14 protein-coding genes are annotated in these 12951 nt (G+C 72.5%); 6 read left to right on the top strand and 8 right to left on the bottom strand.

The annotated features are described in order from the left end of the window. The first annotated feature begins 15 nt into the window (after window positions 1-15). The 3 genes from ACSTA4_RS27170 (at window position 16) to ACSTA4_RS27160 (ending at window position 3009) form a co-directional block, all read left to right on the top strand. Window positions 16-1272: a MurT ligase domain-containing protein gene (locus ACSTA4_RS27170; RefSeq protein ID WP_248772350.1), complete on the top strand. Its 1257-nt coding sequence runs from the start codon at window positions 16-18 to the stop codon at window positions 1270-1272. Between the two features lie 10 nt (window positions 1273-1282). After that, window positions 1283-1993 carry a type 1 glutamine amidotransferase gene (locus ACSTA4_RS27165; RefSeq protein ID WP_013155343.1) on the top strand — a complete coding sequence of 237 codons (711 nt, stop codon included), beginning with the start codon at window positions 1283-1285 and terminating at the stop codon, window positions 1991-1993. 95 nt (window positions 1994-2088) lie between these two features. Beyond that, window positions 2089-3009 (top strand): NADP-dependent oxidoreductase, encoded by a 921-nt coding sequence (locus ACSTA4_RS27160; protein WP_444961562.1) that lies wholly within the window; start codon window positions 2089-2091, stop codon window positions 3007-3009. A gap of 52 nt (window positions 3010-3061) precedes the next feature. Here ACSTA4_RS27160 and ACSTA4_RS27155 read toward each other — a convergent pair whose 3' ends face one another. Next, window positions 3062-3469: a helix-turn-helix domain-containing protein gene (locus ACSTA4_RS27155; RefSeq protein ID WP_444961561.1), complete on the bottom strand. Its 408-nt coding sequence runs from the start codon at window positions 3467-3469 to the stop codon at window positions 3062-3064. A 247-nt stretch (window positions 3470-3716) separates the two neighbouring features. Here ACSTA4_RS27155 and ACSTA4_RS27150 point away from each other — a divergent pair, with 247 nt between their 5' ends. Continuing rightward, window positions 3717-4466, top strand: a complete 750-nt coding sequence (locus ACSTA4_RS27150; protein ID WP_444961560.1) for a DUF4352 domain-containing protein — start codon at window positions 3717-3719, stop codon at window positions 4464-4466. Here the strand turns inward: ACSTA4_RS27150 and ygfZ are convergent. Continuing rightward, window positions 4463-5485, bottom strand: a complete 1023-nt coding sequence (gene ygfZ / locus ACSTA4_RS27145; protein WP_444961559.1) for a CAF17-like 4Fe-4S cluster assembly/insertion protein YgfZ — start codon at window positions 5483-5485, stop codon at window positions 4463-4465. The genes ACSTA4_RS27150 and ygfZ overlap by 4 nt on opposite strands. 334 nt (window positions 5486-5819) lie before the next feature. Then, complete coding sequence (locus tag ACSTA4_RS27140; RefSeq protein ID WP_047868415.1) at window positions 5820-6356, bottom strand: FABP family protein; 537 nt, start codon at window positions 6354-6356, stop codon at window positions 5820-5822. 210 nt (window positions 6357-6566) lie between these two features. Between ACSTA4_RS27140 and ACSTA4_RS27135 the strand changes: the two genes are divergently transcribed. Both ACSTA4_RS27135 and ACSTA4_RS27130 read left to right on the top strand, forming a co-directional pair. Next, window positions 6567-7340 carry an E3 ubiquitin ligase family protein gene (locus ACSTA4_RS27135; protein WP_248772345.1) on the top strand — a complete coding sequence of 258 codons (774 nt, stop codon included), beginning with the start codon at window positions 6567-6569 and terminating at the stop codon, window positions 7338-7340. 14 nt (window positions 7341-7354) lie between these two features. Beyond that, on the top strand, window positions 7355-7717 hold the full coding sequence (locus tag ACSTA4_RS27130; protein WP_026338071.1) for a DsrE family protein: 363 nt from the start codon (window positions 7355-7357) through the stop codon (window positions 7715-7717). Window positions 7718-8023: 306 nt separating this feature from the next. Here the strand turns inward: ACSTA4_RS27130 and ACSTA4_RS27125 are convergent, their stop codons facing one another. From ACSTA4_RS27125 to ACSTA4_RS27105, 5 genes are all read right to left on the bottom strand, one after another. Next, a complete protein-coding gene (locus ACSTA4_RS27125; protein WP_444961558.1) occupies window positions 8024-8770 on the bottom strand; it encodes a phosphoglyceromutase in 747 nt (248 codons plus the stop codon). 81 nt (window positions 8771-8851) lie between these two features. Further along, window positions 8852-9397, bottom strand: coding sequence for a YbjN domain-containing protein (locus ACSTA4_RS27120; protein WP_248772342.1), 546 nt, complete (start codon window positions 9395-9397; stop codon window positions 8852-8854). Then, complete coding sequence (gene mshA, locus ACSTA4_RS27115; RefSeq protein ID WP_444961557.1) at window positions 9388-10686, bottom strand: D-inositol-3-phosphate glycosyltransferase; 1299 nt, start codon at window positions 10684-10686, stop codon at window positions 9388-9390. The genes ACSTA4_RS27120 and mshA overlap by 10 nt, the downstream gene beginning before the upstream one ends. A 108-nt stretch (window positions 10687-10794) precedes the next feature. Continuing rightward, window positions 10795-11781, bottom strand: coding sequence for an alpha/beta hydrolase (locus ACSTA4_RS27110; RefSeq protein ID WP_444961556.1), 987 nt, complete (start codon window positions 11779-11781; stop codon window positions 10795-10797). Between the two features lie 119 nt (window positions 11782-11900). Then, complete coding sequence (locus ACSTA4_RS27105) at window positions 11901-12884, bottom strand: YbgA family protein (protein WP_444961555.1); 984 nt, start codon at window positions 12882-12884, stop codon at window positions 11901-11903. Between the last annotated feature and the right edge of the window lie 67 nt (window positions 12885-12951).

The raw sequence follows: 12951 nt of genomic DNA, 5'->3' as shown, positions 1-12951 counted from the left end.
CTTACTGGAGAGTAGATGAGCGAGCTTCCCCTGCGCGCCCAACTGGCATCGGTTCTGGGAAGGAGCGCGGCCAGCCTGTCCCGTGCCACCGGACGCGGAGACGGCTCCGTCATCGGCGGCCGGGTGGCGCTCAAGGTCGAACCCGACCTGCTCGCCAAGCTCGCCCGGGGCCGCAGGCTCGCCCTGGTCAGCGCCACCAACGGCAAGACCACCACCACCAGGCTCATCTCGCACGCCCTGCGCGAGTTCGGCGACGTGGCCACCAACGAGCACGGCGCGAACATGCCCACCGGGCACATCACGGCGCTGTCCAACAACCAGTCCGCCGTCAACGGCGTGCTGGAGGTGGACGAGAAGTACCTCCCGCAGGTGCTGCTCGCCACGCAGCCCGCGTTCGTGGTGCTGATGAACCTCAGCCGCGACCAGATGGACCGCGCCTCCGAGATCAACCTGCTCGCCAAGAAGTGGCGCATCGCGCTGGGCAAGAGCAACGCCCACGTCATCGCCAACGCCGACGACCCGCTCGTGGCCTGGGCGGGTCTGGGCGCGCCCAACGCCACCTGGGTGTCCGCGGGACAGCGCTGGAAGGAGGACTCCTGGTGCTGCCCGGAGTGCGGCGGCCACCTCAAGCGCGACGTGGACCCGCACTGGGCCTGCCCCGAGTGCGGACTGGCCCGCCCCGCGACCACCTGGGCGGTGGACAACGCCACCGACTCCCTCCTCACCCCGGAGGGCCAGAGCATCAGGCTGCGGCTGAACCTGCCCGGTGACGCCAACCGCTCCAACGCCGCGATCGCCGCGGCCACCGCCGCCGGGTACGGCATCCACCCCGAGCGCACCGTGGAGCGGCTGCGCGAGATCACCTCCGTCGCGGGCCGCTACACCTCCGTGGTGACCATGGGCGTCGAGGTGCGGCTGCTGCTCTCCAAGAACCCCGCCGGGTGGCTGGAGTCCTTCGCGGTCCTCGACCCGCCCCACACCCCGGTGATCCTCTCGGTCAACGCGCAGGTCCCCGACGGCAAGGACACCTCCTGGCTGTGGGACGTGGACTACACCGTCCTGCGCGGGCGCCGCGTGTTCGTCATGGGCGAGCGCCGCACCGACCTCGCGCTGCGCCTGGAGACCGACGGCGTGCGGTTCGAGGTGGCCGACCGGGTCGACGAGGTCCTGGGCCGCATCAAGGCCGACCAGCCCGGCATCACCAAGGTCGACCTCATCGCCAACTACACCGCCTTCCAGCAGATCCGCACGGCGTACGGCCGCGTCCAGTAGGGAGAAACCCATGACGAACACCAGCGCCCTGCGGATCGTGTGGATCTACCCCGACCTGTTGAGCACCTACGGGGACCAGGGCAACGTCCTGATCCTCAAGCGCCGCGCCGAACTGCGCGGCATCCCCACCGAGATCGTGCACGTCCACTCCAGCGACTCCGTCCCCGAGCAGGGCGACATCTACCTGCTCGGCGGCGGCGAGGACCGGCCCCAGATCCTGGCCGCCGAGCGCCTGCGCGCCGACGGCGGCCTGGCCCGCGCCGCCGCCCGCGGCGCCTGCGTCTTCGCGGTGTGCGCCGGGTACCAGATCATCGGCGAGACCTACGGCGACGACGAGGCCAACCCGCTCCCCGGCGTGGGCATCCTCGACATCCGCAGCGGCCGCGGCCAGACCCGCGCCGTCGGCGAGATCGTCGCGGACGTGGACCCGGCCCTGGGCGTGGGCCGGATCACCGGCTTCGAGAACCACCAGGGCCGCACGGCCATCGGCCCCTCGGCCCGGCCGCTGTCCACCACGGTGCGCGGCATCGGCAACGACGACCGCACCGAGGGCGCCTACCAGGGCCAGGTGCTGGGCACCTACCTGCACGGCCCGGCCCTGCCGCGCAACCCGCAGCTGGCCGACCTCCTGCTGCGCTGGCGCGTGGGCCAGGTGGCCCCGCTCGCCCCCTCCTGGGGGGAGCGCCTGCACGACGAGCGCCTCGCCGCCGCGATGCGCTGACACCGCGCTCCGCAGGGCCCGACGGGTGCGTCCCGTCGGGCCCTTCGTGTTCCTGCCCACGGAATGAACTCCGGGACGCGACCGCTGTTGTGTGCATGAAGGCAATCGCACTACAGCAGTACGGATCGGCCGACGACCTCGCCCTGGTGGACCTTCCCGACCCGAAGGTCGCCCCGAGCGAGGTCCTCATCCGGGTACGGGCCGCGGGGGTCAACCCCGTGGACTGGAAGCTCGCGGCGGGCGGCTTGGACGCCCTCTTCGAGACGGACTTCCCGCTCATCCCCGGCTGGGACGTCGCCGGTGTCGTCGAGGCGGTCGGACCCGACGCGCACGAGTACCAGGTCGGTGACGAGGTCTACGGCTACGCCCGCAAGGACTGGGCCAAGAACGGCACCTACGCCGAGCTGGTGTCGGCCAGCGTGCGCATGCTCGCGCCCAAGCCGCGGTCGCTGAGCTGGCAGGAGAGCGCCGGTGTCCCGCTGGCGGGCCTCACCGCCCTCCAGTCCGTCGAACGGGCGGGGATCGGCTCCGGTGACACGGTGCTCATCCACGCCGCGGCGGGCGGCGTCGGAGCGTTCGGCGTCCAGATCGCCGTCGCCCGCGGCGCACGCGTCATCGGTACCGCCAGCGAGCGCAACCACGACTTCCTGCGCTCCCTGGGCGCCGAGCCCGTGGTCTACGGGGACGGTCTCGTCGACCGCGTCCGGGCACTGGCCCCGAACGGCGTCGACGCGGTGCTCGACTTTGTCGGCGGGGGAGTGGCCGAGGAGCCGGTGCAGTTGACGGGCGGCCCCACGCGGATCGTGTCCATCGCGGACCCGAACGTCCAGGAGCTGGGCGGGCACTGGCTGTGGGTGCGCCCGGACTCCGCGGACCTCACCGAACTGGCGCGCCTGGCCGACGACGGCAAGCTCACCGTGCACGTGGACCGCGAGTTCCCGCTGGCCGAGGCGGCCGAGGCCTGGCGCCTGAGCCAGGCCGGACGCACCCGGGGAAAGATCGTCCTCACCGTCTGACCAGACCCGACCCGTCCGACGGGCCCGGCCGCACCGGCCGGGCCCGTCGTTCTCACGCGGCGTCTCGCTCATCCGCGGAGGCGTCGGCCTCCTCCCCGGTTCCAGTCGCGGCAGCGGCGTCGCTTCCGGGGATGTCGAGCGTGACGCTCAGCGGACCCTGGTCGACCCTCAGATGCAGTTCGCCGCCGATGGCGCTGATGTAGGACCGCAGGAGTTCCAGGCTGTCGATCCGCCCGTGTTCGATCTGGGAGATCCGTGCCTGGCTCACCCCCATGATCTGGGCGACCTCCTTCTGGGTCCTCCCGCTCTCCTTGCGCAGGGAGGAGAGCGCGTAACCCTGACGCTCGGCTTCGATCCGAGCGGTTTCCGCATCGGCGATCCTCTGTGCCTCCTCGGAGGTAAGCCAGGGATTGAGCTTTTCAGCCTCTGCCTGGATCTCCCGCCAGCTCCGCGCTTTCATTCCCGTATGTCCTCTCACCACGGCAGGGCATCGAACGGCATCACACCGGAGTGGAGCTGCCGACTGATCTGAGGCGTCACCTTTCGATCACCTCCAGTATCAGCGGTTCCATTCCAGAGAGTACGGGGCTCACTGCAGGCAGTGCGGGGCGTGGGAACTGGATCGGCTGATGACAGGGACCGTCCGTCGAGCAGACCTAGCATGACCAGAGAGAAGGCGCCTTGGGGTGGAATGAACCGCGGGTGCCGTGCGTCACACCAGCATGGGCAACAGAGGCCGTCACCCACCACCGTCCAGAGGGCCCGGCGCCGTCGTACGGGCCCTGGCCGCACCCGTCGCCGTCCTCCTGGCCGGAGCCGGGTGCGTGGCCACCGTGGTCTCGCTGGAGCGCGCCCCGCTCCCCGAGGCCCGGCTGGTCCTGGAACAGTCGGAACCGGAGTCCGGCACCGCCCAGGAGCCCGCCACACCGGGCCCCTCCGCGCCGGACCCCGGCCCACCGGATCCCACCGCGCCCGAACCGGCCCCGCCGGATCCCACCGCGCCGGCCCCGAGCCCCGAGCAGGAGGAGCCGCCCGGGGGCGGGGCGGAGCCCGATCCGCAGCCGGTGCCGCCGGAGTCCTACAACGGGGCCTCCGCCGTCTTCGACACCTTCCTGGTGGAGGTGGAGGCGGCCTACACCGACACCAGCGTCACCGACGGAATGGGGTCGTCCGCCGTCGCGCCCCCGGACTCCGAGTACCACGTCTACCGGCTCGACGTCACCAACCAGGGCTCCTCGCCCGCGGTCTTCGACAGCTACGGGACCATCGGCGTGACCACCGAGGGCCTGGAGTACGCCAACGACGTCGACGCCGAGATCGTCGTGGCGTGGGACTACTTCTGGGACGAGATCAACCCCGGGGAGAGCGTCACCACCCACATCCTGTTCCTGGCGCCGACCGGGACCGAGTTCGCCGAGGTCCACATCGGTGGACGTAGCCTCCTCGAACCGAATTAACGCGGACGGCGGCGCAGCTCGATCTTGGCGTTGGCGCCCGTGTCCGGGTCCACCACGACCTCCTGGCCGGCGGCGATGCCGTCCACCACCAGGTCGGCGTCGGTGGGGGCCGCGCGCTTGACCACGCCCAGGGCGATCGGCCCCAGCTCGTGGTGGCGGGCCGACGTGCCCACCCGGCCCACGGAACGCCCGTCCAGCTCGATAGCGGCCCCCACCTGCGGCAGGCGCTCGGCGGTGCCGTCCAGGTGCAGCATGACCAGGCGGCGCGGCGGACGGCCCAGGTTGTGCACCCGCGCCACCGTCTCCTGGCCCGGGTAGCAGCCCTTCTCCAGGTGCACCGCGCGACCCACCCAGTCCACCTCGTGCGGGATGGTGCGGTCGTCGGTGTCCAGCCCCGCGCGCACCCGGTGCTCCGCGATCCGGTTCGCCTCGTAGGCCCACATGCCCGCCGGGCGCGCCCCGGCCGCCGTGAGCGCCTCCGCGGCCTCCACGAGCCGTTCGGCGGGCAGGAACAGGTCCGTCTCGCCCTCGGCCGCGCGCACGGGCACGTCACCGAGCGACGCGGCCTCCACGACCTTGGCGCGGTCCGGGCCGAGCACGCTCAGCACCGCGCGGGAACCGCTCAGGTCCTCCACCTCGACGCGCAGCATGAACCGCATCGAGTCGAGGAACCCCGCCAGTTCAGCGCCGCCCTCCGGCTCGGTGTGGATCCAGGTGGCCTCGCCGTCGTCCACCAGCGACAGGTGGTGCCGCAGGTGTCCCTTGGTGTCCAGGACCAGCGCCTCGGTGGCGGCCCCCGGGGCCAGGCCCCGGGTGAGCTGGCTGGTGAGGTCGTTGAGCCAGCCCAGGCGGTCGGGGCCGGTCACCCGCACCACACCCCGGTTGCTCCGGTCGACCCACGCGCTCGAACGTTCGACGGCGCGCCCCTCGTGCGCGGGGTCGCCGTAGTGCGCGGCGACTCCGGCGTCGGGGGACTCGGCGCTCACGGCGCCCGGTGTGCTCAGCAGCGGCGAAGTCATACCAGCGAGACTAGTCGGCCAGCCAAGGGAGCGGAAACGCCGTCTCCACCTGCGGTTTCGCGCACAGAAAAAACATTTGCCCCGTCCTTGGGGCGGGACGTAATGTCGGAGGCACGCAAGAAAGGAGGTGGTCCAAGAGATGGTTGATCTTAGGACTGGCGAGGTGGCCGTCCGCTAGGACGACGCTCGCGTTCGCGCGACGTCGTTCGCAGCGAATCCCAGACGGACACCCGGACCCCGGGCTGCCGGAACTCGTCCGACCGGCCCCGCCCCAGCGGCGGGAGCAGCCCGGGGTCTGTCCATGCCCGGACCGGCCCCGGCCACTCGGCCCCGACTACTTCGAGCCGACCCTCTTGAGCTGCGCCGACATGTACGAGCGCAGGCCGTGGCCCCGCGCGGCCAGGTCCCAGGCGTACCCCAGCGTCTCCCGGTTGTCCCCGAACAGGCCGTACAGCCGGTGCGAGGCGGTCGCGTCGATCCCGGTCTCGGTGTGCACCACCGCGTCGGTGGACATCTCCACCCGGTTCGCGAACACGTTGCCCAGGTACACCTCGTTGAAGCCCTCGGGGTGCGCGATCAGCACCTCCAGGTGCACGACGGGCTCACCCTCCTCGGGCTCCGCGCCCGTCTCGGGCCGCACCCGCCAGTAGCCCGACTCCTCGGTGACCAGCTCACCTCGGGTGCCCTCCGGGTTCATCCGCCAGGCCCTGCTCGTGAAGGTCAGGTAGGGCAGGCCCGCGTTGTGCGCGAACTCGATCTCCTGGCCGAACTGGAACTCCTCCACGTCGGCGTAGCCGGCGACGCCCACGCCCTCCCAACGGCCGAGCAGGAAGGACAGTTTCGCCAGATCGGGGTGTACCTCAGCGTCCATATCCCCAGAGCGTAGCGGCGGCTGGAGGCGGCGGTGACCGCCGACGGCGCACCGTGGCCTGCGCCACTCCCCGGCCCCGGTCTGGACATGCCCAATTGGCCCCGCTTTCCCGGAGAACTGGTAAAGATTGTCAGCAGCGCGGTGCGGCCACGGGGCGTGTTCTGCCGACCGCGCCCAAGACCTCCGACGTGTTCTCCAAAGGGGCGGCCTGTGTTACTGGTGATCGGTTCGGCGCTGCTCGTGGCCGCGGTGGTCCTCCTCCCCCTGACCGTGATCGCCCTGCGGCGCTGGCTGCGTCAGCGGGGGCTGGCCCAGCTGCGCCCGGGCGTGCTGGCGGCCAGGGAGGGGCAGCGCGTCACGCTCACCGGTGTCGCCGCTCCCGGTCCCGACGGCCCCATCTCCTCCGGCCTGGCCGGTGCCGAGTGCGTCTGGCACGGCCACGAGGTGCTGCGCCACTACTGGCCGCTCAACCGCGACCCGTCCGAGGGCGCGGTCCGCGAGCGGGCCTGCGACTCCATCGCCGACTACGGTTCCGAGGACCTGTTCGGCATCGTCGCCGAGGGCCGTCCCGGCGACGGCGACCGCATCTTCGTCGACCCGGGCGACACCGAGCCCCGCGGCGCCGAGCTGTGCCTCAAGCGCGTGGTGGGGCGCCCGCAGCCGGGTGTGGCCTCGCCCGCCGACGACCTGCTGCCCCGCGTGCGCGGCCGCATCTCGGGTGTCTTCCGGGGCGAGACCATCGAGTTCGAGTACCGCGAGTGGGTGATCCGGCCGGGCGCCCGCATCCGCGTCACGGGCCTGGTCCAGGTGCGCGAGGGCCGCGTGGTCCTGGCCGCCCCCGAGGACGGGACGCTCAGCATCGAGCACGGTGTGGACGACCAGCCGGTGCGGGTCTCCCCGCGCCGCACCGAGGCCCTGGCGCTCACCATCGCCTTCGCGGTCTGCTCGATCGCGGGCGCCGTGCTGACCGCCGCCGCGCTCTGAGTAGGCTGGCGGGCATGTCTCGTTCCTTGGTGATCAAGGTCACCGCCGGTGAGGACGACCCCGAGCGGTGCAACCAGGCGTTCACGGTGGCCGCCGCCGCCCTGGCCAGCGGCGTCGGGGTCTCCCTCTGGCTGACCGGTGAGTCGGCGTGGTTCGCGGTCCCCGGCCGTGCCGAGCGCTTCTCCCTCCCGCACGCCGCCCCCCTCAAGGACCTGCTCGACGCGGTGCTCGCCGCGGGCCGGGTCACGGTGTGCACCCAGTGCGCCGCACGGCGCGACCTGACCGGGGACGACCTGATCCGGGGCGTGCGCATCGCCGGGGCGCCGTCCTTCGTCGAGGAGGCCGTCCAGGACGGCGCGCAGGCCCTCGTCTACTGAGGCGGGGAGCGTTGTCCACAGGCCGCGAACGGCTCTGGCGCGGCCCCTCCCAGCGGACTTAGCGTTGTAAAGGGGGAGGCCGCGCCTCCGTCCGCACCGCCATGCCCTCACACCGCCCACGCCCCGCCCGGCCCTCGTCTGGACCCCACAAGGCCCCCGACGGCGCCCTGCCCGGCCCTCGTCCGCGCCCTACGCGGCACTCGTCCACACCCCGCACAGCCCCCGACGGCGCTCCGCACGGCCCTCGACAGCACAGTGCCCGCACCGCCAAAGGCGGCGCGGGCACGGCGACGGATCGGGCGGGCGTTACTTCTTGCCCTGGTTGGCGACGGCCTCGATGGCGGACTTGGCCGCCTCCGGGTCGAGGTAGGTGCCGCCGGGGTTGGTCGGCTTGAACTGGTCGTCCAGGTCGTAGCGCAGCGGGATGCCCGTCGGGATGTTCAGCCCGGCGATGTCGGCGTCGCTGACGCCGTCCAGGTGCTTGACCAGCGCGCGCAGCGAGTTGCCGTGCGCGACGACCAGCACGGTCTTGTCCGCGGCCAGGTCCGGCACGATCGAGTCGTACCAGTACGGCAGGGCGCGCTCCAGCACGTCCTTGAGGCACTCGGTGCGCGGCAGCAGCTCCGGCGGCAGCTCGCCGTAGCGGGCGTCACCGGCCTGCGAGTAGGTGTCGTCGTCGGCGATGGGCGGCGGCGGGGTGTCGTAGGAGCGGCGCCAGATCATGAACTGCTCTTCGCCGTACTCCTCGCGCGTCTGCGCCTTGTCCTTGCCCTGCAGGGCGCCGTAGTGGCGCTCGTTGAGGCGCCAGGTGCGCTCGACCGGCAGCCAGTGCAGGTCGGCGGCGTCCAGGGCGAGGTTCGCGGTGCGGATCGCGCGCTTGAGCAGGGAGGTGTAGACCACGTCCGGCCGTACACCGGCCTCCTTGAGCAGCTCGCCGCCCCTGCGGGCCTCCTCCTCGCCCGTCGCGGACAGGTCCACGTCCACCCAGCCGGTGAACAGACCCTTCGCGTTCCAGACGCTCTCACCGTGTCGCAGCAGTACCAGAGTTCCCATGGGGGCAAGCCTAGCCACCCGGGTGCCGCGCTCGGGCGTCCGCCCGCCCGCTTGCGGGGAAGCGGACGCGGCCTCGGCGCCCTACCCCTCGTCCCGGGCCTCGACCAGGTGCGCGAACGCCCGCAGGTTGCGCATGTCGTGGCCGCGCTCGGCGCGCCAGCGCCACTCCTTGCGGATGGCCGACGCGAACCCGCGCTCCAGCGCGCCGTTGAAGTTCTCGTCCGAGTAGGTGAGCACGCACCCCAGCAGCCGGTCGACCTCGTCGGAGGTGACGCCCTCCAGCGGCAGGCGGCCGCGGATGTAGACGTCGCCGACCTCGTCCGCGACGAAGGCCATCCCGTACATGTCGGCGCTGCGGCGCATCAGCCACAGGTAGAAGTCGGCGTGGTTCTCGTCGGGCTGACGGCAGAAGAACGACGTCAGGGTGAGGCTGTGCGGCCCCACCTCCAGCCACACCAGGGTCTTGAGCTTGGCCTTCCCCGGCAGGGTGACCAGGAACGACCCCTCGCGGGGGCGCTCCACCTCCAGTTCGGCCTCCGCCACGGCCGAGGAGATCGCCTTGGCCGCGGCGTCGCGGGCAGCGTCCCTGTCCACCTGGTACTTCGCCTCCTCCTCGGTCACCGGCACGCCGCCAGGGGCAGCGCCCGGGGGGCGGTGCTCGCCCGGTACACGTCCAGCAGTTCGTCGACGGTCCGCGACCAGCCCAGGGTGGCCGCGTGCGCGGGTGCCGCCATCGCCAGCTTGGCACGCCACGCCGGTTCGGAGATCATCCGGTGCAGCTCGGCCGCGTAGTCGTCCGGGTTGTGCCCCCGGACCAGGACACCGGACACCCCGTCGGCCACGGCCGTGGTCAGGCCGCCCACGCGCGCGGCCAGGACCGGGGTGCCGCACGCCTGCGACTCCACCGCCACCAGGCCGAACGACTCCGAGTAGGACGGCACCACGGTCACCGCGGCCGCGCGGTAGTAGTCGGCCAGCCGCTCGCGGGTCTGCGGCGGCTCGATCCGCACCACGTCCGCCACGCCCAGGGAGCGGGCCAGGTCGGTGAGCAGCCCGGGCTCGCGCATCCCGCCGCCCGACAGGCCGCCGACCACGCCCACCACCAGGCGCGAACGCAGTGAGGGGTCGCGCTCCAGCAGCGCGGCGGCGGCCCGGATGAGCACGTCGGGGGCCTTCAACCGCTGCACACGCCCCACGAACAGCAGGAGTTCGGTTCCCGCGGGAAGCCCGATCCGCGCCAGCGCGTCCCGGCGCGAACCGGAGCTGAACACCTCCAGGTCCACACCCGGGGGGATGACGCTGATCTGGCCGTCGCGGGCGCCGTAGTGCTCCCGGAGCTGGCGGGCCTCGTCGTCGGTGTTGGCGATGAGCCGGTCGGCCTGGCGGACCAGCTGGTCCTCCCCGCGCAGCCGGGCCTCGGGCTCGGGCGCGTCGCCGTCGGCCAGGGAGGCGTTCTTCACCCTGGCCATGGTGTGCATGGACTGCACCAGGGGCACGCCCCAGCGGCGGGCGGCCACCACACCGGCCTGGCCGGACAGCCAGTAGTGCCCGTGCACGAGGTCGTAGTGGTCGGGCTCGTTCTGCGCCTCGGCCCGCAGCATCCCGAAGATGAACGGACACAGGTGCTCGGCGAGGGTGTTCTTGTCCAGGTGGCCGTAGGGCCCGGCGGGCACGTGCCGCACGTTCACGCCCGGGGCGAGCTCCACCACCGGCGGGAGGTCGGCCCGGGTCGCGCGGGTGAACACGTCCACGGCCACGCCGCGTTCGGCCATGCGCCGGGCCACCTCGACCACGTACACGTTCATGCCTCCGGCGTCTCCGGTGCCGGGCTGGTCGAGCGGGGAGGTGTGCAGACTGACGGTCGCGACCCGGGACGGGACCGCCGTCTGCTCTCCCGCGGGAACGATTCCAGACACCGGAGGTCCCTTCAGGTCGTGTGCGCAGCCGCTGTCGTCAACAGCGACGAAGGTACACACTGTTCCCGGCCGGTCCGTCCGAGGGGTCGGGTGTGCACACCGCGTGACCTAAGGCGCGGAGCTCCAGCCCGAGACCAGGAAGTCGACGGCGTCGGCGAAGGAGCTCTTCCAGGTCGTGAAGTCGTGGCCCCCGTGCGGGTGGAGGGTGGCGACCGTCATACCGCGGTCGGTGAGCAGGTCGGCGAAGCGCTCGGCCTCCCCGTGGATGCTGCCCCGCTGGAGCGGCGTGTGGTCCTCGGTGCCCTCCACCAGCATGAACCTGAGGTCGCGCACCTCCTGTGAACCGAGCAGCCGGTCGGGGGAGTGCGGCTCGGTGTCGCCGCCGAAGACGCCGTAGGGGTCGTCCACCCGGAAGTACCCGGCCCAGGACACCACCTGGGTGTAGAGGTCGGGGTTGCGCAGCGCCAGCGCCGCCGCCCCGTACCCGCCCATGGAGAACCCGCCGACGGCGCGCAGCGCGCGGGGGCGCGTGTGCTCGCCCTCGACGGCCTCCACGGCCGCGCCGGTGACGAAGCTCTCCAGTGCGAACCCCCCGTCGGCCGCGTCGCCCCACTCGGTGGTGGCGCCCTCGCTCTCCTGGCCGTAGGGGGCGGCGATGACGAACTCGATCCCCGAGCGGCACATCTGCCGGTCCAGGAGCGCGCCGATCTCCTCGTCCATGAGCGTCTCGTGGGTGGAGGCCGATCCGTGCAGCAGGTAGAGCACGGGCAGGTCCGCGCTGTCGGGGCCCGAGGGGCGCCGGATCCACAGGGGGCGGCCGCCCTCGGGGGCGCCGGTGTCGGGCAGGGTGACGACCTCGTCCCTGCCGGGTGCGGCGCAGGCCGAGACCTGTCCGGGGCGCGGCAGGGGGGCGGAGGGCGCCTGGATCGGGGAGAGCAGCGTCCGGCTGTGGGCCAACCGGGGCTCGGGGCCGGGGTCGGGTTCGAGCCGTTCCGTCAGCTCCTCGGGCGGGACCGTGGCCAGCGTGGCGGCTGCCGTGGCGACCACGCAGGAGGAGACGAGCACGAAGACCCGCCGGAAGAAGGACGCGAACACACCGAAACCTCAGGGTCGGGTCAGCGGCACCCTGTCGGGGGACCGGAGAATATCACTGAGTGTAACCGGTCATGTGTCTTCGGTCGCAACTCGGGGGGAAATCGCCCCTCTCCCCGTGATCAGACCGTGACGGCGTGCCGCAGCCGGAGGTCGTCCGGGTACGGGCGCAGGTAGGTCTGGTCGCGGGCCCACTCGACGTCCTCCGCCGCGCAGTGGTGGCGCAGCAGCGCCACCGGGACGCTCAGCGGCACCTGCTCCCGCCGGTAGTCCTCGATCGCCCCCAGCAGGTCGTGCCTGCGGGCGTCGTCCAGCAGCGCGCTCAGCATCCCGAAGGCGTGCTGGAGGGCGTTGACGTGCTTGCCCCGGCTCGGCCGCACGGCCATCGCCCGGTGGAAGGCGTCGGTGTAGGTCGCCCGGACCTCCTCGGGGTCGTCGGCTCCGGCGCGGGCCACGATCCTGCCCGTCTCCCGGTAGCCCTCCGGGGAGTGCGACATCAGCTGGAGCTTCTGGCGGCTGTGGAACGCCACCAGGTCGCGCGGACGCCAGTCGGACTCCCAGAGGTGGCGCAGCCGCGCGTGCGCGAAGACGCGCTGGGCGAACAGCTCGCGCAGCACGGGGTCCATCAGGCGGCCCTGCTCCTCCACCGGAAGGGAGGGCAGCAGCTCGGTGAGCCGCTGGGCGAAGGCGCCGCGGCCCTTGCCGTCCACCCGGCCGCCGCCCTGGTCGAACACGGGCAGGGCGAACAGGCCACAGCTGGGCGACTTGTTCTTGAGCACGTACCCGTCCAGGTGGCGCAGCTGGGCCAGGTGGTGGTTGGCGACCTCGGCCAGCTCATCGGTGCGGTCGGCGCCGTCCGCGCTGGAGACCACCCGGTCCAGCCCCTCCCGGCGCTGCAGGCGCAAGGTGGGGCGCGGGACGCCCAGGCCGATCTCCGCCTCCGGGCAGACCGGCAGCCAGTCCACGTGCCGGTCGAGCTCGTCGGTGAGGAAACGCGAACGGGAGTGCCCGCCGTTGTAGCGGACCGGAGCTCCGAGCAGGCAGCTGGACACCCCGACCCTGGGGCGGACCGGAGTGTCGGGCAGCGGAGGAAGCCGTGTGGTCATGCGACCTTCCTACCCGGTCAGCGCCCTGAGCACCGGCTTTTCCCCGAAGGATCTAGAGTGTCCACGC

It is taken from the genome of Nocardiopsis sp. M1B1 (genome assembly GCF_052466615.1).
This window is presented reverse-complemented; position numbering and strand designations above follow the sequence as displayed.

Coding starts and splice junctions, on each gene's coding strand:
- ACSTA4_RS27170 (WP_248772350.1), top strand. CDS start 16: ATGAGCGAGCTTCCCCTGCGCGCCCAACTGGCATCGGTTCTGGGAAGG.
- ACSTA4_RS27165 (WP_013155343.1), top strand. CDS start 1,283: ATGACGAACACCAGCGCCCTGCGGATCGTGTGGATCTACCCCGACCTG.
- ACSTA4_RS27160 (WP_444961562.1), top strand. CDS start 2,089: ATGAAGGCAATCGCACTACAGCAGTACGGATCGGCCGACGACCTCGCC.
- ACSTA4_RS27155 (WP_444961561.1), bottom strand. CDS start 3,469: ATGAAAGCGCGGAGCTGGCGGGAGATCCAGGCAGAGGCTGAAAAGCTC.
- ygfZ (WP_444961559.1), bottom strand. CDS start 5,485: ATGACTTCGCCGCTGCTGAGCACACCGGGCGCCGTGAGCGCCGAGTCC.
- ACSTA4_RS27140 (WP_047868415.1), bottom strand. CDS start 6,356: ATGGACGCTGAGGTACACCCCGATCTGGCGAAACTGTCCTTCCTGCTC.
- ACSTA4_RS27130 (WP_026338071.1), top strand. CDS start 7,355: ATGTCTCGTTCCTTGGTGATCAAGGTCACCGCCGGTGAGGACGACCCC.
- ACSTA4_RS27125 (WP_444961558.1), bottom strand. CDS start 8,770: ATGGGAACTCTGGTACTGCTGCGACACGGTGAGAGCGTCTGGAACGCG.
- ACSTA4_RS27105 (WP_444961555.1), bottom strand. CDS start 12,884: ATGACCACACGGCTTCCTCCGCTGCCCGACACTCCGGTCCGCCCCAGG.